21 protein-coding genes are annotated in these 22701 nt (G+C 66.8%); 6 read left to right on the plus strand and 15 right to left on the minus strand.

The features are described 5' to 3' along the window. The 13 genes from EDF74_RS03195 to EDF74_RS03250 all read right to left on the minus strand — a co-directional run bounded on the left by EDF74_RS03195 (nt 1) and on the right by EDF74_RS03250 (nt 12621). Entirely contained in the window at nt 1-825 is an 825-nt protein-coding gene (locus tag EDF74_RS03195; protein WP_123728763.1) for a phosphatidate cytidylyltransferase, read from the minus strand. Then, on the minus strand, nt 822-1556 hold the full coding sequence (uppS, locus tag EDF74_RS03200) for a polyprenyl diphosphate synthase (RefSeq protein ID WP_123729699.1): 735 nt from the start codon (nt 1554-1556) through the stop codon (nt 822-824). The genes EDF74_RS03195 and uppS overlap by 4 nt, the downstream gene beginning before the upstream one ends. Nucleotides 1557-1597: 41 nt before the next feature. Continuing rightward, entirely contained in the window at nt 1598-2155 is a 558-nt protein-coding gene (gene frr / locus EDF74_RS03205) for a ribosome recycling factor (RefSeq protein ID WP_123728764.1), read from the minus strand. Between the two features lie 98 nt (nt 2156-2253). After that, nucleotides 2254-2982: a UMP kinase gene (pyrH, locus tag EDF74_RS03210; RefSeq protein WP_123728765.1), complete on the minus strand. Its 729-nt coding sequence runs from the start codon at nt 2980-2982 to the stop codon at nt 2254-2256. Between the two features lie 133 nt (nt 2983-3115). Further along, nucleotides 3116-4615 (minus strand): GGDEF domain-containing protein, encoded by a 1500-nt coding sequence (locus tag EDF74_RS03215; RefSeq protein WP_123728766.1) that lies wholly within the window; start codon nt 4613-4615, stop codon nt 3116-3118. Nucleotides 4616-4807: 192 nt separating this feature from the next. Then, complete coding sequence (gene tsf / locus EDF74_RS03220) at nt 4808-5686, minus strand: translation elongation factor Ts (RefSeq protein ID WP_123728767.1); 879 nt, start codon at nt 5684-5686, stop codon at nt 4808-4810. A gap of 127 nt (nt 5687-5813) precedes the next feature. Then, the gene (gene rpsB, locus EDF74_RS03225; RefSeq protein ID WP_123728768.1) at nt 5814-6665 is read right to left on the minus strand and encodes a 30S ribosomal protein S2; all 852 of its coding nucleotides are present in this window, start codon (nt 6663-6665) and stop codon (nt 5814-5816) included. Nucleotides 6666-6878: 213 nt separating this feature from the next. Continuing rightward, entirely contained in the window at nt 6879-7592 is a 714-nt protein-coding gene (locus tag EDF74_RS03230) for a fimbrial biogenesis chaperone (protein ID WP_184997043.1), read from the minus strand. Continuing rightward, nucleotides 7592-7870, minus strand: a complete 279-nt coding sequence (locus EDF74_RS18185) for a hypothetical protein (protein ID WP_184997045.1) — start codon at nt 7868-7870, stop codon at nt 7592-7594. Before EDF74_RS18185 ends, EDF74_RS03230 begins: the two co-directional genes overlap by 1 nt. Before the next feature lie 69 nt (nt 7871-7939). After that, nucleotides 7940-8989, minus strand: a complete 1050-nt coding sequence (locus EDF74_RS03235; protein WP_123728770.1) for a Csu type fimbrial protein — start codon at nt 8987-8989, stop codon at nt 7940-7942. Further along, nucleotides 8986-11334, minus strand: coding sequence for a fimbria/pilus outer membrane usher protein (locus EDF74_RS03240; RefSeq protein WP_123728771.1), 2349 nt, complete (start codon nt 11332-11334; stop codon nt 8986-8988). Before EDF74_RS03240 ends, EDF74_RS03235 begins: the two co-directional genes overlap by 4 nt. 7 nt (nt 11335-11341) lie before the next feature. Continuing rightward, on the minus strand, nt 11342-12088 hold the full coding sequence (locus EDF74_RS03245) for a fimbrial biogenesis chaperone (RefSeq protein ID WP_123728772.1): 747 nt from the start codon (nt 12086-12088) through the stop codon (nt 11342-11344). Nucleotides 12089-12096: 8 nt separating this feature from the next. Beyond that, entirely contained in the window at nt 12097-12621 is a 525-nt protein-coding gene (locus tag EDF74_RS03250) for a Csu type fimbrial protein (RefSeq protein WP_123728773.1), read from the minus strand. Between the two features lie 265 nt (nt 12622-12886). On the opposite strand from EDF74_RS03250, the gene map reads away from it, so the two are divergent. Genes map through dapE form a run of 5 tightly spaced genes read left to right on the plus strand, consistent with a single transcriptional unit; the run spans nt 12887 to nt 18876 of the window. Further along, nucleotides 12887-13660, plus strand: a complete 774-nt coding sequence (gene map, locus EDF74_RS03255) for a type I methionyl aminopeptidase (RefSeq protein WP_123728774.1) — start codon at nt 12887-12889, stop codon at nt 13658-13660. Nucleotides 13661-13680: 20 nt separating this feature from the next. Then, nucleotides 13681-16302: a [protein-PII] uridylyltransferase gene (locus tag EDF74_RS03260; RefSeq protein WP_428999141.1), complete on the plus strand. Its 2622-nt coding sequence runs from the start codon at nt 13681-13683 to the stop codon at nt 16300-16302. Then, complete coding sequence (gene dapD, locus EDF74_RS03265) at nt 16302-17381, plus strand: 2,3,4,5-tetrahydropyridine-2,6-dicarboxylate N-succinyltransferase (RefSeq protein WP_123728776.1); 1080 nt, start codon at nt 16302-16304, stop codon at nt 17379-17381. Before EDF74_RS03260 ends, dapD begins: the two co-directional genes overlap by 1 nt. Before the next feature lie 8 nt (nt 17382-17389). Then, nucleotides 17390-17752 (plus strand): arsenate reductase, encoded by a 363-nt coding sequence (locus EDF74_RS03270; RefSeq protein WP_123728777.1) that lies wholly within the window; start codon nt 17390-17392, stop codon nt 17750-17752. Further along, nucleotides 17749-18876 (plus strand): succinyl-diaminopimelate desuccinylase, encoded by a 1128-nt coding sequence (gene dapE / locus EDF74_RS03275; RefSeq protein WP_123728778.1) that lies wholly within the window; start codon nt 17749-17751, stop codon nt 18874-18876. The genes EDF74_RS03270 and dapE overlap by 4 nt, the downstream gene beginning before the upstream one ends. Before the next feature lie 35 nt (nt 18877-18911). Here the strand turns inward: dapE and EDF74_RS03280 are convergent, their stop codons facing one another. After that, on the minus strand, nt 18912-19595 hold the full coding sequence (locus tag EDF74_RS03280; RefSeq protein ID WP_123728779.1) for a pentapeptide repeat-containing protein: 684 nt from the start codon (nt 19593-19595) through the stop codon (nt 18912-18914). 90 nt (nt 19596-19685) lie between these two features. Next, complete coding sequence (locus EDF74_RS03285) at nt 19686-20564, minus strand: tetratricopeptide repeat protein (protein WP_123728780.1); 879 nt, start codon at nt 20562-20564, stop codon at nt 19686-19688. 368 nt (nt 20565-20932) lie between these two features. Here EDF74_RS03285 and asnB point away from each other — a divergent pair, with 368 nt between their 5' ends. After that, nucleotides 20933-22624, plus strand: a complete 1692-nt coding sequence (gene asnB, locus EDF74_RS03290) for an asparagine synthase B (RefSeq protein ID WP_123728781.1) — start codon at nt 20933-20935, stop codon at nt 22622-22624. Nucleotides 22625-22701 lie beyond the last annotated feature (77 nt).

Here is a 22701-nt window from a genome sequence, read left to right on the forward strand (position 1 = left end):
TTAGAACCCGAAGATTTCCTTGCCGAGTGCGAACACCGGCAGGGCGGCAAGCACGCCGTCAATGCGATCCAGCACGCCGCCATGGCCGGGGATGATGTGCCCCGAGTCCTTGGCACCGGCGTGACGCTTGATCAGGCTTTCGTACAGATCGCCCAGCACCGAAGCGAACACGGTGACCACGGCGGTGATGACCAGGCCGACCAGATGACCGCTGTCGATGCCGGCCAGCCAGCCGAAGCCCAGCGCCACGATCAGGCCGGCGACCATGCCGCCGCCCAGGCCTTCCCAGGTCTTGTTGGGACTGATGCGCGGGGCCAGCTTGGTGCGGCCGAAGGTGCGGCCGGCGAAGTAGGCGCCCGAATCGGCGGCCCAGACCACGGCCAGCGCGGTCAGCAGCCACAGGTGGCCGTTGTCACCGCTGGCATGGATGAGCACCAGCGAGGCCCAGGCCGGAACGATCGCCAGCGTGCCGGCCAGCAGCTTGAGCGCACGCGCCGGGCTGCTCGGGCTGGCGCCGAAGTTGAAGAAGCGCAGCCACAGCAGTGCCAGCAACCACCACCCGATGCCGACCAGCGCGGCGATCTGGTACAGCACCAGCGAGCCCGCATCGGCCCACACGATCAGCACCATCAGCACCAGGTTCAGCACCAGCAGGACGGTGCGGGCGAGGGTGTCTTCGACGTCGGCCAGCTTCAGCCATTCCCACAGCCCGATCAGGAACACGGCGGCGGCGGCGGCGGCCAGCCACTGGGTCGGCAGCATGAGGATGGCGAGGATGGCGACCGGCGCCATGATCAGCGCGGCGATGACTCGGGTCTTGGTCATGGGGAAGAGGTCTCGGTGGCCAAGGCGGCGATCTGGGCGCTGGTCAGGCCGAAACGGCGTTCACGCGCGGCGTAGGCGTCGATCGCCTCCTGCAGGACGGCGGCATCGAACTCGGGCCACAGTACGTCGGTGAACCACAGTTCGGTGTAAGCCAGCTGCCACAGCAGGAAATTGCTGATGCGGGTATCGCCGCCGGTGCGGATGAACAGGTCCGGGGGCGGCAGGTCGGCCAGCGCCACCCGGCTGCTGAGCATTGCTTCGTCGATCTGCTCGGGGAGCAGGCGACCGGCCGCGACCTCGGCGGCGAGCTCGCGCGCCGCACGGGCGATGTCCTGGCGACCGCCGTAGCTGGCGGCGATGCTCAGGGTCATCGCACGGTTGCCGGCGGTGCGTTGTTCGGCCAGTTGCATGCGGCTGACCAGCCCGGCGCCGAAGCGCTCACGCTCGCCGATGAAACGTACGCGCACGCCACGGCGATGCAGCTCGTCCACTTCGCGGTCGAGTGCATTGAGGAACAGCTTCATCAGCGCGTCGACCTCATCGGTCGGCCGGCCCCAGTTTTCACTGGAGAAGGCGAACAGGGTCAGCGCGGCGATGCCGTGGTCGAGGCAGAAATCGATGGTGCGGTTGACCGCGCGCGCGCCGGCACGATGGCCGATCACGCGCGGGCGACGACGCTTCTGCGCCCAACGCCCGTTGCCATCCATGATGATGGCAACGTGGCGCGGCATGGGCGCGGCAGAACTGCTGGTCGGGGCCTGGGACATAGGGCTCAGACTGCCATCAGTTCCTTTTCTTTCTCGGCGACAACACTATCGACGTCCTTGATGGACTTGTCGGTCAGCTTCTGGATGTCGTCTTCGCCGCGCTTCTTGTCGTCTTCGCTGATCGCCTTGTCCTTGATCAGGCTGGCGATCGCCTTGTTGGCGTCCTGGCGGATGTTGCGGATGGCGATCTTGGCGCCTTCGCCTTCCTTCTGCACCTGCTTGCCCAGCTCCTTGCGGCGCTCTTCGGTCGGCGGCGGCAGGTTCAGGCGGATGACGGTGCCGGCCACGTTCGGGGTCAGGCCGAGGTCGGAGGCGTAGATCGCCTTCTCGACGTCCTTGATCATGCCCTTGTCGAACAGCGTGATGACCAGCGAATGGCCTTCGGAAACGCTGATCGAGGCGACCTGGTTCAGGGGGGTGTCGGTGCCGTAGGCCTTGACGGTGATGCGATCCAGCAGGGCCGGGGAAGCACGGCCGGTGCGGATGGAGGTGAGGGTGTGCTTCAGAGCATCGATGCTCTTTGCCATGCGCGTCTGCGCGTCCTGCTTGATTTCGTTGAGCATCGCCCGAATCCTGGATGTCACTGGGAATCGGGCGATTATAGGCGAAGAAGGGTCTTCGCCGGGCCGTTCAGGGCGCAGGCGTGGGCCTGCGCTCAGGCTCAGCTGTTGTCGCGGCCCTGCACCAGGGTGCCGATGTTGTCGCCGTGCAGGATCTTGAGCAGTTCGCCCGGCTGGCCCATGTCGAACACGCGCAGCGGCAGATCGCTGTCACGGGCCAGGGCGAAGGCGGCGGTGTCCATCACTTCCAGACCGCGGCGGATGACTTCGTCATAGGTCAGGCTGTCGAAACGGACCGCATCGCTGTACTTGTTCGGATCCTTGTCGTACACGCCGTCGACCTTGGTGGCCTTCAGCAGCAGGTCCGCGCCGATTTCGATCGCGCGCAGGGCGGCGCCGGAATCGGTGGTGAAGAACGGGCTGCCGACGCCGGCGGCAAAGATGACCAGACGGCCTTTTTCCAGATGGCGGATCGCGCGGCGACGGATGTAGTCCTCGCAGACGTCGTTGATCTTGATGGCGCTCATCACGCGGGCCTTGGCGCCCAGCTTCTCCAGGGCGTCCTGCATGGCCAGCGCATTGATCACGGTGGCCAGCATGCCCATCTGGTCGCCGGTGACCCGGTCCATGCCGCCGGCGGCCAGACCGGCGCCGCGGAAGATGTTGCCGCCGCCGATCACCAGCGCCACTTCGGCACCGGCAGCCTGCGCTTCCATCACCTCACGGGCGAGACGGTGAATGACCTTGGGGTCGATGCCGTAGTCCTCGTCTCCCATCAGCGCCTCCCCGGAAACTTTCAACAGGATGCGGCGATAGGCGAGCTTTGACATGGCGATCTCTGGGTGCGTGGAAAACGCCCGGATTCTACTGGAAGCCGGGTCATCGGGCAGCATAAATCTGCTGCACTGCGGCAAATGATGGCCTCGAGCCAAGGCGGCAAGGGCGCACCACCGGGGCAGGGGATCAGGCCGGCGCAGTCCCCGGCGAGCGTGCGATGACGCGGTTGCGGCCCAGGTTCTTGGAACGGTACAGCACGTCGTCGGCGGCCTTCAGCAGGTCCTGAACATCGGCGAAACGCTCGTAGCCGCCCTGGGTCGCCACACCGGCCGAGAAGGTCACGAACAGGGGGCCGCTGGGCACTTCGGCCATCGGGGTGTTGACGATGTTGGCCAGTACCCGGCGCACCACTTCCAGCGCCACCGGCTCGGTGGTGTTGGGCAGCAGCGCGATGAATTCCTCGCCGCCGAAGCGGGCCACGGTGTCGCTGTTGCGCAGCTGTTCCTGCAGCTTGCTGGCGAACATGCGCAGGACCTGGTCGCCCATCAGATGGCCGTGCGCGTCGTTGATCTTCTTGAAGTCATCCAGATCGATGAAGGCCACCGACAGCGGCCAGCCATGCCGGGTGGCGCGCAGGAATTCCTGCTCGAGCACGGCTTCCAGCTGGCGGCGGTTGAGCACGCCGGTGAGGGCGTCGCGGTGGGCCTGTTCGGCCAGCCGGTTGGCACGCGCCTCGAACTCATCGGCACGCTGGCGGGCCAGGGCCGCGTCCTGCACCTCGCGCAGGTTGCGCAGGGTCGCCAGCTCCTGGGCGTGATCGATCAGCTGCTGGACGCGCGAGGGCGAGAACAGCGGGGTCTCGAACAGGGCGCTGATGTCCGGCAGGGATTCACCGATCCGGGTCAGCACCTGGTCGAACTGGGCACTGTCCAGCCCGAGGGTGTCGTGCACCTGCTGCAGCGCGTGTTCGCGCGCGGCGTCGGCATCGGCGCTGAGCCAGATATCGGCCACTGCGCCGGACAGGGCAACGCAGCTCTGGAAGCTGTCCTCGCCATCAACCGGCGATTCACTGCGCGCGATGCTGTCCACCAGGTAGCGCGGCAGGCCCCACTCTTCGGTGATCCATGCGCCGACATCGGCATGCGTGCACTGCAGGTGTTCACGCTCCAGCGCCACCAGGGCGTCGTTGTCAGTGGCCTGGCGCAGCAAAGGCAGGTACGTGTCCGGTTGGGTCTGGGCGAGGGCGAGGATGCCGATGTCCTGCAGCAGGCCGGCCAGCATCAGCTCTTCGGCCTTGCGCAGGCCGCGGGCCTGGCCGAGCAGGCTGGCGGCCAGTGCGCTGAGAATGCTGCGGCGCCAGGCGCGCTCGCGCAGGTCCTGGCCATCGCCGGCGGCGGTCAGTCCCTGCGTCACGGTGAAACCCAGCGCGAGCGTCACGGTCGCGTTGAGGCCAAGCATGGTCAGTGCCTGGCCGAGGTTTTCGATGCGTCGGCGGCTGGCATACAGCGGCGAATTGGCGATACGCAGCATGCGGGCACTCAGCGCCATGTCGATGGCGATGATGTCGGCGGCGGTGGTGATGTCCGCTTCCGGGTCCTGCGCCAGTTCGATGATGCGCAGGGCAATACCGGGCGGGGAAGGCAGGTTGCGGCAGAGCGCCAGGGCGGCTGTCAGCTCGGGAGGCATGGCGGGGTTTTCAATATGTTGGGGCAAGAATACCTGAGGTGGATCACAGTTTTGTCCCTGATTTCTTGCGTTGACGCGGCAGATCGGTTTGGAAGTATTGCCCTGATCCGGCACACAAAGCAAAACCAACGGACAAAAAAAAGAAGCCGCGGAATCCGCGGCTTCTTTCGTACCACATTCGAGCGGTGAAGATCAGGCCAGGCCGGCCTGCTTCATCACTTCGGCGGCGTAGTCTTCCACCACCTTCTCGATGCCTTCGCCGACCGCCAGGCGCTGGAAGCCGACCACGTCGGCACCGGCGGCCTTCAGGACCTGCTCGACCGACTGGTTGGTGTCCAGCACGTACGGCTGGCCGTACAGGGTCACTTCGTTGACGATCTTGGCGATCTTGCCGCTGATGATCTTTTCCAGGATATCGGCCGGCTTGGACTTGTCCTTGTCGGACATCTTGGCCAGTTCGATTTCCTTTTCCTTGGCAACGAACTCGGCCGGCACATCGGCCGCCTTGTTGTGCGGCGGGTTCATGGCAGCCACGTGCATGGCCAGGCCACGGGCCAGCTCTTCGTTGCCACCGGCCAGCTCGACCAGCACGCCGATGCGGCCGCCGTGCACGTAGGCAGCGACGTTGTTGGTCGATTCCAGACGCACGATGCGACGCACGTCGACCTTCTCGCCGACCTTGGCGATGACGGCGGCGCGGGCTTCTTCGATCGTCTCGCCGGTCGGCAGCTTGGCGGCCTTCAGGGCGTCGATGTCAGCAGCGCCCGAGCTCAGGGCGGTGGCGGCAACGGCCTTGGTGAAGTCCAGGAAGTTGCTGTCCTTGGCGACGAAGTCGGTTTCGGAGTTGACTTCGACCAGCACGGCCTTGCCGCCGTCCTGGGCCGCCACGATGATGCCTTCGGCAGCCACGCGGTCAGCCTTCTTGTCGGCCTTGGCCAGGCCGGACTTGCGCAGCCATTCGGCCGAGGCGTCGATGTCGCCGCCGTTTTCGACGAGTGCCTTCTTGCACTCCATCATGCCGGCGCCAGTGCGCTCGCGCAGTTCCTTGACCAGGGAAGCAGTGATTTCCACGGGATTTCCTCACGAAAGAAAGGGGTTGGGCCGGCATGGTGGCCGGCCCGTGTGACAGGTGTCCTGTCGTCGCGCCATCGGCAGCGGACAGGAACGGTGGGCGCGCTGCGCCCACCGTGGGCCTGGATCAGGCCTGGGCTTCGCCAGCGGCCGGAGCGTCGGCAGCCGGGGCTTCAGCGGCCGGAGCGGCCGGAGCGGCAGCAGCCTTCTTGGCCGGAGCGCGGCGGGCCGGCTTGGCTTCTTCGGCGGCGGCAGCGTCGGCGAACTCTTCTTCACGGACGGTGGCAGCGTGCGGAGCAGCAGCCTTGCCTTCCAGCACGGCGTCGGCGGCAGCGCGGGCGTACAGCTGCACAGCGCGGATGGCGTCGTCGTTGCCCGGGATCGCGTAATCGACCAGTTCCGGGTTGTAGTTGGTATCGACGACAGCGATCACCGGGATGCCGAGCTTCTTGGCTTCCTTGATGGCGATGTCTTCGTGGCCGATATCGATGACGAAGATCGCGTCGGGCAGACGGTTCATGTCCTTGATGCCGCCCAGCGAGGCTTCCAGCTTGTCGCGCTCGCGACGCAGGCCCAGCACTTCGTGCTTGACCAGCTTGTCGAAGCTGCCGTCGGTTTCACCGGCTTCCAGTTCCTTCAGGCGGGCAACCGACTGCTTCACGGTACGGAAGTTGGTCAGGGTGCCGCCCAGCCAACGCTGGTTCATGAAGGGCATGCCGCAACGCTCGGCTTCTTCACGGATCGACTCGCGGGCGCTGCGCTTGGTGCCCAGGAACAGGATGGTGCCGCGCTTCTGCGCAACGCTGGAAATGAAGTTCATCGCGTCATTGAAGAGCGGAACGGTCTTTTCCAGGTTGATGATGTGGATCTTGCCGCGGGCGCCGAAGATGTACTGGCCCATCTTGGGGTTCCAGTAACGGGTCTGGTGGCCGAAATGGACGCCGGCTTCCAGCATCTGACGCATGGTGACCTGGGGCATTGCAGTAACTCCTGATAAGGAACCGGCCGCCACGGGTAATAGTTGGGCGGTCCGCCGCAAGGCGGGTGGTTCCGGGGTTTGGCTTCCCTGTCGCTTCCGTGACCGAACTCCTTGCGGAGCACCCCGGCACGGATATGGGCGGCAGGTGTGGATTCACCGGTGACGTCCGGTGTTGACGTGTTTCACGCGAAAGGACGCGGGAAATCCAGTCGATTATAGCCCGGTCTGAGCCGGGGCTGCAATCCTGGGTGCGGCGGCGGGCAGGGCGGCCTCTGCTGCGTGGTCCAGGCGGGCCCGGAAACGGCCGCCGGCATACCCGTCCGGGCGGGATGGCAGGGCCCAGCTGCGGTGGCTGTGGGGCAGGACGTAGCCTGCAAGCCCATCGATCAAGGGCTGGCGCCGCCCCTGCTCATCCACGAACACCAGGTCGGCCAGGTGTGCGTGGGCGTCACCGTCATTATAGAGGTGCAGCCGGGGAATGGCCGGGCTGCCTTCAGCGATCACGTGCAGGCGGGAGGTCGGGGGCGCGCCGGTGGCCGGCTCAAGGAAGACCGGCAGTGAGTAGCGGGGCTGCGCTGGGGCCGCGCCGGGGGCGGGGGTGAGGATCAGGCGGTAGCCCTGCTGGGCACCCTGCGGTGTACCCCCCAGCCGGACGACCCGCAGGCGCTGGCTCCGGCCAGCCGGGATAGTCAGGTGCACCGGACTGACGACCACCTCGGCGGCTGGCAGCAGGTGCTCTTCGTCGCCCTGCTGGGTCCAGCGATACAGGCGGGCCTGTCCCGTCCACGCGGTCGGCTCGGGATTGTCCAGCCACAGCGCTGCATGCGCCGGGCCGGCCGGAACCGAGACACTGACCGGCCGGATATCCAGCGCGTGTGCGGGCACGATGCATCCGCCTGCCAACAGGGCTGCCAGCAGTCGGCGCATCAGTAGGTCACGGTGATGGTGGCCGACGCTGCGCCAGTGGCACCGTCGATTGGCGGGCTCAGCGCCGCGACGTGTGCAGGCACGGGATGGTCGCCATCGCTGCGCTGCCGGGCCGGTTGGCAGGCGGCGTTGCGCGCTCCGGCACCGTGGCAATCGGCCATGATCCGTACGCCGATGCGCAGGGCGCCGACGCCGGTGCCCGGCCGAGCGGCAGCGGGCGCCGTAGCGCAGGCAGCCAGCAGGCAGGCGAGGACGAGAGAGGGAGGGCGCGCGGGCATCGAACATCGGACGGCAGGGGATGCGACCGTTAGCGGCCAGGAAGTGGGCGTCTTGAGGGCCTGCCACCCTTAATAGGTGATGGTTACCGTGATCAGGTCGTTGTAGCTCCCCTGGGCGGGAATCGCACCCGTCGTCGGCGGGGCCCGGCCGTAGACGGTAAGCGTCTGTGCGCTTCCGTTGCCGGTGCCGGCCTGGGTGTCGGTGTTGATCGTGTTGCCCCAGCGCTGCGAGCGCGCCGCGTCGCGGTACAGCTCGTAGGGGATGTAGTAGACGCTGCTGTCCGGCGCGGTGAAACGCATGCGCCGGACGTTTCCGAGCGCGTTCTGCCCGTTGTTCAGGCCGATGCTGTAGGCGGTACGGTTGATGCAGGTCAGACCGATCGTCGAGGTGCGATCAAGATTGGCGGTGATGGCGCCAGCGTTGCTGCCGAAGTCCATGTCGGTGGTGACGTAGGTGCTGCACTGGGGCAGCACGTTGGCGCTGACCGTGAACGGAAATGCGCCGTCAGCGGTCTTGTGGCCAGTGACGCCGCTGGTGCTGGTGCACAGCGCCGGGGGCTGGGCAGTGCCGATGATGCTCTCGTTGTAGGCGTATTCCAGACTCACGTTGGCAGCATTGAAGCTGCTGGAGAAAGCGCCGGCCGACAGCACCTGGGCGGCGGGAATCTGGCCATACAGGGTCACCGCCTGCGCGCCGCTGCCGCCGGTTAGCAAGGGCACGCCGTAACTGAGTGTCACCACCGCTGCCGCCGGTGACGCGCCGGGTACGGCACCCCACACCGTGGTGCGGCCCGCATTGCTGTAGAGCTGGAACGCCATCGGATCGGCCGTGGCATTGGTCATGCTGCGGCTCGGCAGCAGCGTGCTGCCGGTGCTGCCCGGGCCGATCTTCAGGCAGGCGCGCACGCTGGCACTGCCCAGAACGCTCAGCGCGGCAGTGTTGCAGGTGATGGTGAAACTGGTCATGGCGTTGGTCGGGCTCGCCGCGCCATTGGCGATGGTGCCGAATGCCAGTGCCGTCGGTGCCGTGGCCGTGCACGTAGTATCCGCACGCGACGCCGTTGCCCAGCACAGCGCCACCAACGCCAACATGATCGCAAGCAGCCGGGGGGCAATCATGGCGCGGGCGTCGGCAGGCAGCGCAGTGGGCCGATCCGGGGCATGCCGGGCGAGGTGGCGGCAACGGGGGGCGCCAGGCGCACGCTGCAGTGGCCGTCAGGCAGATCGACCTGCAGCTGGGCCGGTGTGACGACATCCTCCAGATAGGTTTCTCCGTCATACCCCACCGTGGCGGCCCCTCCGCCAGGCAGCCGCACGCTGCTGCCGACGGGCAACGCGACCCCGTCCGAATCGTGCAGGATCACCCGCATGGCCTGGGTGCGGCGCAGGCCGAAGTCGACGCCCAGTCCGGCGCTCTGGCGTGGCGTCACCCAGGTGTCCACGCGGTCGGCGCGCATGTCCGCCGGCAGATCCAGCGTATCGATGGAGAGCCGGTTGCGCTGCCAGGACAGCAAGGGGGTCACCAGCAGCAGACCGTTCTTGTCGGTGCTGCCGATCAGCCGGTTTTCCAGGCGTACCGGGATGCCGGCGTAGCCATCGGTGGAGACCACGGCAAAGGCATCGGGGACCTCGCGTGCGGCAAATATATGCCCGCCCATCCAGACCACGCTGCCACTGGCACTGGCGTAGCCATAATCGAGATCACCCTGGCGCGCGTATCCCATCGAGTAGCGCCCGACCCGGTTGAGCCAGCCGAGTTCGGCCAGTCCGCCGGCACCGTCGTCACCGCCGCGCGCCTGTACCCGCCAGCCATAGCCACCCTGGCTGCCGTCGCCCGGTACGGGTTGGGACAGATCGGCGACATAGGTCAGCCGCTCGCCGTTGCGCTGCGCCGACAGGCTGCTCTGCCGGTTGCGCCCCAGGGCGGCCGATACCGACAGATAGACGCTGCGGTCATCGCTGTCTGCCAGATTCTGGTTGAACGACAGGTAGGCCGACCAGCGATCACCGAAGCTGCGCGACCAGAACAGGCTGGCATAGCGGTTGTCCTCGCCGTCGGGGTAGCGCAGCCGCAGATAGCTGGCGCTGAGCGAGCCTGCGCGTTGCAGGTTGATGCCCAGCGTGGCCTGTTCGCTGATGTCCGGGGGCAGGGTGTCCTGCAGTGCACCGAGGTCGCGGTAGGCGCCGTGGGTCCGCCGGGTCAGCAGGTTGATGTTGACGCGGCGGTTGTTCCAGCTGTAGCCCACGGCATATTGGCCGCCCTGGAGACCCTCGAAGCGACTGTGTGCATAGGCGGCGTTGACCACACCGGCGCCACCCAGCAGCCACCAGCCCCCGGCACCGCCGTTGATCACGCCGCCACCGCCTTCCACGTGCGCCTCGGCGGTAAACCGATCGCTGGCGCCATAACGCCAGGTGGCGCTGCCGATCACCGGCGTTTCATAGGCGAACGAGCGCAGCCCATAGTCCTTTCGCATCCGGCCCACGCCGGCTGACCAGTCGGACAGACCCTTGGCCAGCAGCTGCTGCGTGCCGTAGAAGGCAAAGTCCAGTGTCTGCATCCGGCCGAACGCATCGGTGATCACCACCTGTGCGTTGCCGGTGCCGTTGATGCCGGGCTGTGCGGCCAACTGGAAGGGGCCGATCGGTACCTCGCCGTTGTACTGGCGCAGGCCATCCACATACAGCTCCACGTTGGAGGGGACCACCGCTTCGCCGAGGAAGGTGGGGGTGGGGGTCAGCACGCGGTAAGGCTGCAGGCCGTAGTTGCGCCCGATCTGCAACCCGCCCATGCGGACCGGTCGGCTCCAGTCGACAAAGCCACTGTAGAAATCGCCGACGGTCAGCGACACCGCCGATGCCGGGAAATCCAGGCGCCACGCGGTGTCCAGGCGCACGCTCTCGCCCCGCCACTGGCGATCGGCCGGATCCTGATACGTGCGCAGCAGCGAACGGGTCTCCAGGACGCCTTCGCCCAGCCCGAACAGACGCAGCTCGTTGGTCAGTGCAAGGTTGCCGCCGCCCTCGTTGTGGCTGCCGTAGACGTCGTAGTTGAGCACCACGCCGGGGGAGGCGGCCGCCGCGGGTGCAGTGTCAACCGCGCGCTCCAGCCGCGTGGTGGGCAGTGACAACTGCTCCAGCGGCACATCCAGGGCCAGCGTCTGCAGCGCCGCGTCATAGCGCACCACCACCCCGGTGAGGTGCTCCAGTGCCACCGGCTCCTCGCCGCGTGCCGAAAAGCCGAGTTGGCGCAGCGTGGCGCCGGAGGCCATCAGCCGGCCCTGCAGTTCGGTGAAGGGCAGCAGTCCGCGCGGCGTCTGGTTGAGCGTCACCTCCAGATACAGGGTCTGCGCGGCGGTCAGCGGCGTCGGCGGCGGCAGCATCGCATCGCCCGAGGCGCCAATGTCCGCATCGGCTGCCATCGCGGCGCACGGGGTCAGCGTCGCGGTGAGCAGCATCCGCATGCAGGCCTCAGCGAGCCGGCGGCGCGGCGTGCAGTGGCGTCTGGGCCGACTCGCCATTGATCTTTGCCGAGAACGTGGCACCCGCCAGGCGGGCGGCTGGAACGTCCAGTGGCCAGCGCATGGTCTGTCCGCCAAGGACATAACCGAGCAGGCCGGGATGGATGATCTGCGGGCGGCTGGCCGGGCCCAGGCCGATGTCGGCCAGTTGCGCGTAACTGCTGCCGCTGTTGTGCACCTCCAGCGCTGGTCGACCGTCGTCCAGGCGTGTCAGGCGCGCCTGCAGGGTGTGTTGGAGCGGGGCATCCTTGTCGGGCTGGACGAACACCGGCATCGAATAGCGCAGCACGAACTGCATGCCGGAGCGGCGTGGATCCACCGTGGGCAGCTCATCGACAATCACCCGGTAGGCGCGTTGCGTTGCCGGTGGGGTCGGCTCGCTGCGGACCACCCGGATCAACTGCTGCTGGCCGGCAGCCAGCGACTGCATCGGGGGGCTCACCTGGAGATCGGTGGTGGGCAGCAGCTGATCCTGGCCGGCGTCCTGGCGCCACTCGAAGACCCGCACCTGCACCTGTACGGGCGTGGTGCCGCTGTTGGTCAGCCAGAGCGCATCGGCATTCTGCCGCGGCGTCAGCTGCAATGAGGTCGGGGCGACCTGCAGACTCGCGGCGGTGGCGCTCCCCATCAGCAGCCACAGCCAACCCAGCACCGCACACCCGAGCCGCCCAGGGCGACGCCCTGCGGAAATCGGCATGGCGGTCCTCAATAGGTGATGGTGGCGGTGATCGTGTCCTGATAGTTACCCGCAGCGGCGTTGTTGACGCTGGGGTTGGCGATCTGGCCATAGACATTCAATGTCTGTGCCAGCCCGGTGCCGATGCCGGCGGTCGTATTGGTGCCAGCGGTGGCCCCCCACACGTTGGTGTGCCCCGCATCGCGATAGAGCTGATAGCCCACGAAATTGTTGGCGGTCACGCTGGCGTCGGTGTTCTTCATGCGCCGGGTGGTCACGTCATTGGCAGTGCCCGCGTTGGAGCCGGCATTGAGCGCCACCGTGTAGGGGGTCAGTGCGGAGCACTGCGCGGTGATCGTGCCCTGGGCATTGGAGGGCGTGGTGGCGGTGGACAGCGCCGAGCCGAAGTCGACGTCCGTGGCCGCGGCGGCCGTGATGGTGCAGGCCTTGGTGATGATGACCTTGACGTTGAAGGTCGTGGTATCGGCTGCCAGGGCCGGGGTGGCGAGGCCGGTCAGGGCCAGGGTGAGTAAAGCGGGGCGGAAAAATCGCATGGGCATGCTCCTTGGACGCGGGTCCTTGCTGAACAACACGATGCTGCCGGACAGTGAAATCGTCTTCACTCTTTTATAGGTTTGGTCTTGTTTGGAGGCCGTGAGATTGGAAGGAATCAATGACCGTTTTCGGCACGAAGTCGCGTTCTGAGACATTGGTCGCATCTGTTCAGGGACCTGACTGCGGGAGCCCGCCCAAACCGCGGCTGTCAGCGTTCCACCCGATCCCGTTCAGATTGGCCCCGGATCGGCGATAATGGCTCCCATGAGCGTGAATCTGAAAACCCCCGAGGAAATCGAACTGATGCGCATCGCCGGCCGCCTAGCCAGCGAGGTGCTCGACGTTGTCACCCCCCACGTCAAACCGGGCGTGACGACCGAAGAGCTGGACCGCATCTGCCACGACCACATCATCAATGTGCAGAAGGCGACGCCGGCCAATGTCGGTTACCGCGGCTTCCCCAAAACGGTCTGCACGTCGGTCAACAACGTGATCTGCCACGGCATCCCCAGTGAGGCCAAAGTCCTCAAGGACGGCGACATCGTCAACATCGATGTGACCGTGATCAAGGACGGCTGGCACGGCGATACCAGCCGCATGTACTACGTCGGCACGCCGTCGGTCATGGCCAAGCGCCTGGTCGATGCGACCTACGAAGCGATGTGGCGCGGCATCCGCGCGGTCAAGCCGGGCGCGACGCTGGGCGATATCGGCCATGCGATCCAGAGCTATGCTGAAGCCGAGCGCTTCAGCGTGGTGCGCGAGTACTGCGGCCATGGCATCGGCAAGGTCTACCACGACGAACCGCAGGTGGTGCATTACGGCCGCCCCGGCCAGGGCCTGGTGCTGCAGCCCGGCATGACCTTCACCATCGAGCCGATGATCAACGAGGGCACCCGCTACAACAAGGTGCTTCCGGACGGCTGGACCGTGGTCACCAAAGACCGCAAGTTGTCGGCGCAGTGGGAGCACATGGTCGCGGTCACCGAGACCGGCGTCGACGTGCTGACCCTCTCGCCCGGCGAATCGCAGGTCTGAGCATGCTGCCGGCGAGCCCGATGCTGGACGCGCCGGCCGATTCCGTCGCCGACCCGGACTGGGCGGCGTTGGCGCGCCAGTCGCTGCAACAGACCGACGCGCGGCTGTACCGCCGCTTCGACCAGAACGACAACATCGAACGCCTGCTCGCCCTGCGCGCGCGGGCGGCCGATCACCTGATCCGGCTGGCCTGGCATCGCTGCCTGCCCGCCGGTTCGGGGATGGCGCTGTTCGCGGTGGGCGGCTACGGGCGCGGCGAGTTGTTCCCGCGCTCGGATATCGATGTGCTGGTGCTTGGCACGCCCGAGCAGCAGCGACGGCACGAGTCCGGGCTGGCACGTTTCTTCGCACTGCTCTGGGATTGCGGCCTGCCGGTCAGTCATGCGGTGCGTTCGCCGGCCGAATGCACCCAGGCCAGTGCCGACCAGACGGTGCTGACCGCACTGATCGAGTCGCGCCCGGTGGTCGCCGATGACGCCGCGCGTCAGGCACTGAAGGCTGCAGTGAACGTGGAGGGCCTGTGGCCGCCACGCGAATTCTTCCTCGCCAAGCGCGAAGAGCTGCTGGCCCGGCATCAGCGGTTTGGCGACACCGCCGACAATCTTGAGCCGGACATCAAGGACGGCCCCGGCGGGCTGCGCGATCTCAATACGCTGGGTTGGATGGCGCTGCGTGCGTTCGGTGTGCGCGACCTGGAAGCGCTGGTCGGCCTTGGCCATCTCGGCCCGGATGAAGCGGCCGCGCTCAAACGCGAACGGTGTGCGCTGGCGCGGCTGCGTTTCGGCCTGCACCTGGTCGCCAACCGGCCGGAAGAACGCCTGCGGTTCGATTACCAGAAGACACTGGCCGCCCGCTTGGGTTTCGAAGACGACATCGAAAGCCTGGCCGTGGAAAAGATGATGCAGGGGTTCTACCGCAGCGCCACCGTGGTGCGGCGGATCAGCGACCGCCTGCTGCAGCGCTTTGAAGAACAGTTTGATGGCGAAGCGGTTCCCGAACCGGTCAGCGTTGGTTTCTCGCTGCGTCGCGGTTACCTGGCCGCCAATGACGCCGCGTGGCCGCAGGGCGACATCGAACAAGTGTTCGCGCTGTTCTCCAGTTGGGCCTATAACCCGGACGTGCGCGGCCTGCACTCGCTGACCGCGCGCGCGCTGGCCGAATCGCTGCCGGAGCTGGCGGCGTACACCGACGCCAGCGCTGCGGCGCGCGAGCAGTTCCTGGCGCTGCTGCGCAGCCCGCGCGCGGTCGACACCCTTGCTCGGATGGCGCGTCTGGGCGTGCTCGGCCAGTGGATTCCCGCGTTCGCGCAGGTTTCCGGGCGCATGCAGTTCGATCTGTTCCATGTCTACACCGTGGACCAGCACACGCTGATGGTGCTGCGGAATATCGGCCTGTTCGCCAGCAGCCGCGCGGATGAGCGCTTCTCGATCGCACATGAAGTCTGGCCGCGCCTGCGCAAGCCGGAACTGCTGCTGCTGGCCGGCCTGTTCCATGACATCGCCAAGGGCCGCGGCGGCGATCACTCCGAACTCGGTGCGGTGGATGCCCGCGAATTCTGCCAGGCGCTGGCGCTGAGCAGTTCCGATACGGAGCTGGTGGCCTGGCTGGTCGAGCAGCATCTGCGCATGTCGGTTACTGCGCAGAAGCAGGACATCTCCGATCCGGACGTGATCCATCGCTTCGCCACCCTGGTGGCCAGCCGCGACCGGCTCGACTACCTCTACCTGCTGACCTGCGCCGACATCGCCGGGACCAGCCCCAAGCTGTGGAATGCGTGGAAGGACCGTTTGCTGGCCGACCTCTATTTCGCCGCGCGTCGCGCGCTGCGCGACGGGCTGGAGAATCAGATGCCGGCCGATGAACGCGTCGCCGAAGCGCGCGAATCGGTGCGCCAGCTGGTGCGCGAGCGCGGCTACGACGATGCCACCATCGAGCGCCAGTTCACCGTGATGCCCGATGAGAGCTTCATCCGGCTGCGGCCCGAACAGCTCGCCTGGCAGGCGGCCGCGCTGGTGCCGATCAAGCAGGGCCAGACCTTGGTGAAGGTGCGCCGGATCACCCCGGACGACCACGCGCTGGAAGTATTCGTGCACTCGCCGGATCGCGACGGCCTGTTCGCCGCGATCGTGATGACGCTGGACCGCAAGGGCTACGGCATCCATCGCGCGCGCGTGCTGGACGGCCCGGTCGATACCATCTTCGATACGTTCGAAGTGACCCCGGCCGACAGCTTCGCCGATGGCGATGCGCTGCGCCTGGAGGCCGGCCTGCGCGAGGCGCTGGCCGGTGATCTGACCCGGCTGCGTCCCTCGCGCCGCGTCATTCCGCGCCAGCTGCGGCACTTCCGTTTCGCCCCGCGCATCGAGTTCCGCGATGTCACCGATGGCCAGACCACCAGCACCCGTTTCAGCCTCGTCGCACCCGACCGCCCAGGCCTGCTGGCCGACGTGGCGTTCGTGCTGCGCAACCAGCGGCTGCGCGTGCATGATGCGCGCATCGCTACCTTCGGCGAGCGCGCCGAAGACATGTTCGTGATCAGCGATGAGCATGATCACGCCCTGACCGAATCCGCCAGGCAGCAGCTGCAAGACGCGATGCTTGCCTGCCTGGACCCTGATCGAAACGCCGGAGACCCCCACTGATGGCCACCAAGCCCGCCAAGAAGACCGCCGCGAAGACCGCGGCGGCCAAGACCCCTGCTGCCGCGCCTGCGGTGAAGAAGACTGCTGCCGCAGCAAAAAAGGCGGCACCGGCAGTGAAGAAGGCTGCCGTGAAAAAGGCGCCGGCCCGCAGGGTTGCCGCTACGCCGGCCGAGAGCGCCGCCAAGCGCAGTGCCAGCCGGGATGCCACCATCGCGCGCAAGTCGCTGCGCAAGCCGGCCACGCCGGGTGTGGAAGAGCTCAAGTTCGGCATCGAGAGCGCGTTCGAGCGCCGCGCCACGCTGACCCTGCATGAGATCGAAGGCTCGACCAAGCCGCTGGTCGGCCGCGTCATCGATGGCCTGGAAACCGGTGAATTCCGCGTTGCCGAGCCTGATGGCCACGGTGGCTGGAAGGTCAACGAATGGCTGAAGAAGGCCGTGCTGTTGTACTTCCGCGTCAACGACATGGCCGTGGTCGATGCGCGCCCGGCGCCGTTCTGGGACAAGGTCGAATCGCGTTTTGCCGGCTTCGATGAAGCCAAGTTCCGTCGCGCCGGCGTGCGCGTGGTGCCTGGTGCGATCGCGCGTCGTGGCAGCTACTTCGGCAAGGATGTGGTGCTGATGCCGAGCTTCACCAACATCGGTGCCTACGTGGGCGAGGGCACCATGGTCGACACCTGGGCCACGGTGGGTTCGTGCGCGCAGATCGGCAAGCACTGCCACCTGTCCGGCGGCGCCGGTATCGGTGGCGTGCTGGAGCCGCTGCAGGCCAGCCCGACCATCATCGAAGACCATTGCTTCATCGGTGCCCGTTCGGAAGTAGTGGAAGGCTTCGTGGTCGGCCATCACAGCGTGATCGGCATGGGCGTGTTCCTTGGCCAGAGCACGCGCGTGTACAACCGCGCCACCGGCGAGATCAGCTACGGTTCGGTGCCGCCGTACAGCGTGGTGGTGTCCGGCCAGCTGCCGTCCAAGGACGGCTCGCACTCGCTGTACTGCGCCGTGATCGTCAAGCAGGTCGATGCCAAGACCCGCAGCAAGACCAGCGTCAACGAGCTGCTGCGCGGCCTGGCCGACTGAGTCCTGCGATGACCACGACCGTTTACGGATTGAAGAACTGCGATACCTGCAAGAAGGCCACCAAGTGGCTGGACCGTTTCCAGGTGCCGTACACCTTCGTCGACTACCGCGACCACATGCCAACGCCGGAGACCCTGATCGACTGGGCGGCCCAGGCCGGTGGCTTCCTCGCGTTGATCAACAGATCCTCCACCACGTGGCGGCAGCTGCCGGAGAACCGCAAAGCGGCTGATTCGCAGGCCGAATGGAAGCTGCTGCTGCGCGAGCACCCGCAGCTGATCAAGCGGCCGGTGGTGGTGAGCGCCGATGGCGTGATGACCCAGGGTTTCTCGGACAACGGCTTCAAGCAGCGGTTCGGAGTGGGCGCGTGAACGACGTCGTCGCTCTGACCTGCGACCTGATCGCGCGCGCCTCGGTGACACCCGAGGACGCCGGTTGCCAGGCGCTGCTGGCCGGCCGTCTCGAACGCGCCGGCTTCCACTGCGAACACCTGCGCCTGGGCGAGGTCGACAACCTGTGGGCCACGCACGGGCGGGGCGCACCGGTGCTGGTGCTGCTCGGGCATACCGACGTGGTACCGACCGGCCCGGTCTCGGCCTGGACCAGTGATCCGTTCGATCCGCAGATCCGTGATGGCGTGCTGTACGGGCGTGGCGCGGCCGATATGAAAGGCAGCGTGGCCGCCTTCGTGGTGGCCGCCGAGCAGTTCGTGGCCGCCCATCCGGACCATCCCGGCACCTTGGCCGTGCTGCTGACCAGTGACGAGGAAGGCGATGCCATCGACGGTGTGCGTCGCGTGGCCGATATCTTCCGCGAGCGCGGCCAGGCCATCGACTGGTGCATCACCGGCGAGCCGACCTCCACGGCCGTGCTCGGTGATCTGCTGCGCGTCGGTCGCCGCGGCAGCCTCTCGGCCACGCTGACGGTGAAAGGCGTGCAGGGCCATGTCGCGTATCCGGACAAGGCGCGCAATCCGATCCATCTGGCGGCCGCCGCGCTGGCCGAATTGACCGCGCGGCACTGGGACGACGGTTTCGAGAGCTTCCCGCCGACCAGCCTGCAGGTCTCCAACATCCATGCCGGCACCGGTGCCAACAATGTGATTCCCGGCGAGCTGCAGGTGTTGTTCAATCTGCGCTACAACCCGCACTGGAACGCGCCCGCGCTGGAGCAGGAGATCGCTGCGCTGCTGGAACGTCATGCGCTCGAGTACACGCTCAAGTGGCATCGCAGTGGCGAGCCGTTCTACACCCCGGAAGGCACGCTGCGTCGGGTTGCGCGCGAGGTGCTCGGCGAGTTCGCCGGTGCACCGCCGGAAGAGAGCACTGGCGGTGGCACCTCCGATGCGCGCTTCATCGCGCCGCTGGGCGCGCAGTGCATCGAAGTGGGGCCGGTCAACGCGAGCATCCACCAGGTCGACGAGAACGTGCGCGTCGCGGATCTGGAAGCGCTGCCGGCGCTGTACCAGCGGTTGATCGAGCGTCTGTTGGCCTGATGCGCAGGCTGCGCCGACCGTTGGTCGGTTCGCCCTTACGCCACGATCAACCCGAACGACGCCAAGGCGGCCGCCGCCTGGCGCTGTGAAATCACCGCCTTCTTGAACAGCTTGGCGTCCATCACGTTGAGCCCGCTGATGTCGGCGCCGCGCAGGTCGGCGCCTTCAAACCGCGTCAGCCGCGTCTGTGCGTTGCGCAGGCTGCCGCCGTTGAACACCGCATCGCGGAAATCGCAGCCCGACAGCTCAGCCTCTGAGAAATCCATACCCTCCAGCTGCGCCTTGCGGAACGACATCCCGCGCAGGTCGGCGCTGACCAGCAGGCAATCGCGGAATTCCAGCGCCCAGCCGGTCACTTCCTGCAGGTGCGCGCCCGTCAGCTTGCAGTCCTTGAACTGCACCGAGGACAGCGTTGCGCGGCGCCAGTGGCTGTTGTTGAGATCGCAGTGCGAGAAACGCGCATCGCTGAGCAGGGCCGAGCTGAAATCGCATTGGCTGCCGCGGCACTTCGTCCACTGGCTTTCTTCCAGCGAGGCCGCCAGCCAGGAGGCACCGTTGACCGAGCATTGGTTGAACTGGAACCCATCCATGTCCAGCCGCGAGAAGTCGCCGTGATCGAGCGTGCAGTTCTCGAACACGGCCGCCCGCGGGTGCGCGGCGATGATGGCCTGCATGCGCTCGCGGGTAAGGGTTTCATCGCGGAAGGTGACAGTGTTCATGCGTCCATTCTGGGTGATGTCCCGGACCAGGGGCAGACTTGAAGGTCGTTGCAGAATGTGTACAAAACGGAGCGACGCCAATGCCCGGCACTACCCGAACGTCCAGAACGGCGCTTTGATCCGCTCGCGCCAATACGTTTCCCCGGCCAGGTAGAACTTCTGCGCATAGGCCTTGGCGAACCAGCCGGCGGCCGCGTCCAGATCACGCGTCACGCCGGCGCGGCCGCGGCCCAGCAGCAGGCCGCTGAAATACTGGCCATACACATTGCCCTGGTCCGCCGCCAGCCGATACCAGCGCAGCGCCTCGATACCATCGCGCGGCAGGCCCATGCCCAGTTCGTACATCGTTCCCAGATCCACCTGGGCATCGGCATCGCCGCGCTGCGCACGCCGCTGGATGTCGGCGACCAGCGGATGCAGAGTGCCATCCGGCTGCGCGGCGATCGACTGCGGCAGCCGCGAGGATTCGGACGGCATGTGGTGGTAGATCGTCGCGCGCAGGTCCCAGCGCAGCGCGCTGGCCGCGTCACCGCGTTCGCGATGGAACTTGGCCAGCATCAGCATCGCCATCGGGTTGCCGTGCTCGGCGGCAGCGCGGTACCAACGCTCTGCTTTGCGCGGTGACGCGCGCAGTGCAGTGCCCTGGAGGATGTTCGGGCCGGTGCCATGCAGCAGCTCACCGTGGGTCCAGATCCGGCCCAGCGCCTCTTCGGCCTGGGGGTTGTGGAAGGTCCACGGTGTGACCGCGGCGGCACGTCCATACCAGGTCACGGCGCGCGGGTCGTTGAATGTCTCGTAGGTCCTGGCTGCCTCCCAGGCACTGTCGAAGCTGCCATCGACCGCCTTGGTTTCGACCGACTTCACGATGCTCGCAGGCGTCCGTGATGGGGCGCTGCTGCAGGCGATGAGGGAAAGGGTCAGCGCGATGCCGCCCAGGCGTGTAGCGATGCGTCCAATGCGAGGGGTCATGCCAGCCAGGTGGTGCAGAAGGACCGCGATTATCGCCCGGCCCCGAAGCGCGGGGTTGTCCGCAGCGGTCGGTTTGGTTGCCATCGCAACAGTTGCACCGCCGCCCAAACCCGGTTACGGTCGGTCCATGTCCTCGTTCCCGGCCACCGCTGTCAGCAATACCAACCGCACCAATCTGCGCGCGAATAATCGTGCGCGGCCGATGCGGGACTGCGACCAGGGCTAGTACAAGCAACACGCCCGGACCCCAGAAAACCCGCATCGACCGATGCGGGTTTTTTTGTGGCCCGGGTTTACCCCTTCCGGGCCTGGGTGGCCGGTCGAATGCCTGCAATACGTGTATTCCCCCATCATCAGGAGCTGTTCCCATGTGTTCGATCTTCGGTATTTTCGGCCTCCAGGCGGGCGATGACCTCGCCGCATTGCGCCGCCATGCGCTGGACCTGTCGCAGCGCCAGCGCCATCGCGGCCCGGACTGGAGCGGGGTGTACGTCGATGACGGCGCCATCCTGGTCCACGAACGCCTGGCCATCGTCGACCCCGCCGGTGGCTCGCAGCCGCTGCTTTCCGAAGACGGCGGGCTGGCGCTGGCGGTCAACGGCGAAATCTACAACCACCGCGAACTGAAGGCCGAACTGGCCCAGCCGTACGCTTTCCAGACCGGTTCGGACTGCGAGGTGATCAACGCGCTGTACCGCGAAGACAGCCCGGCCTCGTTCCTGAACCGCCTCAACGGCATCTTCGCCTTCGCGTTGTGGGACCGCGCCGCGCAGCGCGTGCTGATCGCGCGTGATCCGATCGGCGTGGTGCCGCTGTACTGGGGCCACGACAAGGACGGCCGCCTGGTGGTGGCTTCCGAGCTGAAGTCGCTGGTGGACATCTGCGCCGACGCGGCGCAGTTCCCGCCGGGCCACTGGTACGACAGTGCCACCGACACGCTCACCCGTTACTACGAGCGTCCGTGGCGCGACTACGACGCAGTCGAAGGCGTGGAGGCGGATCGCGTCGAACTGCGTGAGGCGTTCGAGCGTGCGGTGCATCGCCAGCTGATGACCGACGTGCCCTACGGCGTGCTGCTCTCCGGGGGTCTGGATTCGTCGCTGGTCGCAGCCGTCGCCGCGCGCTATGCCCGCCACCGTGTCGAAGATGGCGATCAGAGTGAAGCGTGGTGGCCGCGCCTGCATTCCTTCGCGATCGGCCTGAAGGGCTCCCCCGATCTGGCCGCCGCCGCCATCGCGGCCGAAGCCCTGGGCACCGTGCACCACGGTTTCGAGTACACCTTCGAAGAGGGGCTGGATGCGCTGCCGGAAGTGATCCGCCACGTTGAGACCTACGACGTCACCACCATCCGCGCCTCCACGCCGATGTTCCTGCTGGCGCGCCGGATCAAGGCGATGGGCGTGAAAATGGTGCTGTCCGGTGAGGGCAGCGACGAAATCTTCGGTGGCTACCTTTACTTCCACAAGGCGCCGAACGCGCGTGAGTTCCATGAGGAGCTGGTGCGCAAGCTCGATGCACTCAACAACTACGATTGCCTGCGCGCCAACAAGTCGATGATGGCCTGGGGCGTGGAGCCGCGCGTGCCGTTCCTGGACCGCGAGTTCCTCGATGTGGCCATGCGTATCGATGCCAAGCACAAGATGGTCGGGCAGGGCCCTGCCGGTACGCGACGTATCGAGAAGGCGGTGCTGCGCGAAGCCTTCGAAGGCTACCTGCCGGACTCGATCCTGTGGCGCCAGAAGGAGCAGTTCAGCGATGGCGTGGGCTATGGCTGGATCGACGGGCTGAAGGCCCATGCCGAAGCCCAGGTCAGTGACCGCGTGATGGCGGCGGCGGACAAGCGCTTCGTGCACAACCCGCCGCAGACCAAGGAAGCCTACTTCTACCGCCACGTGTTCGAGCAGTACTTCCCCACCCAGGCCGCGGCGGAAACCGTGCCGGGTGGGAAGTCCATCGCGTGCTCCTCGCCTGCCGCGATTGCGTGGGACGCCAGCTTTGCCGCGATGGCCGATCCCTCCGGGCGCGCCATCGCCGGCGTGCACGAGCAGGCTCTGGCCTGATCGATGGGCCACACCGCCGCGTCGTCCGCGGTGGTGTGGCAGCGCGTGCAGCCCGTAGAATCGCCCCTTCAATCGAT

This window comes from Stenotrophomonas rhizophila (genome assembly GCF_003751305.1).
Classification (GTDB): domain Bacteria; phylum Pseudomonadota; class Gammaproteobacteria; order Xanthomonadales; family Xanthomonadaceae; genus Stenotrophomonas; species Stenotrophomonas rhizophila_B.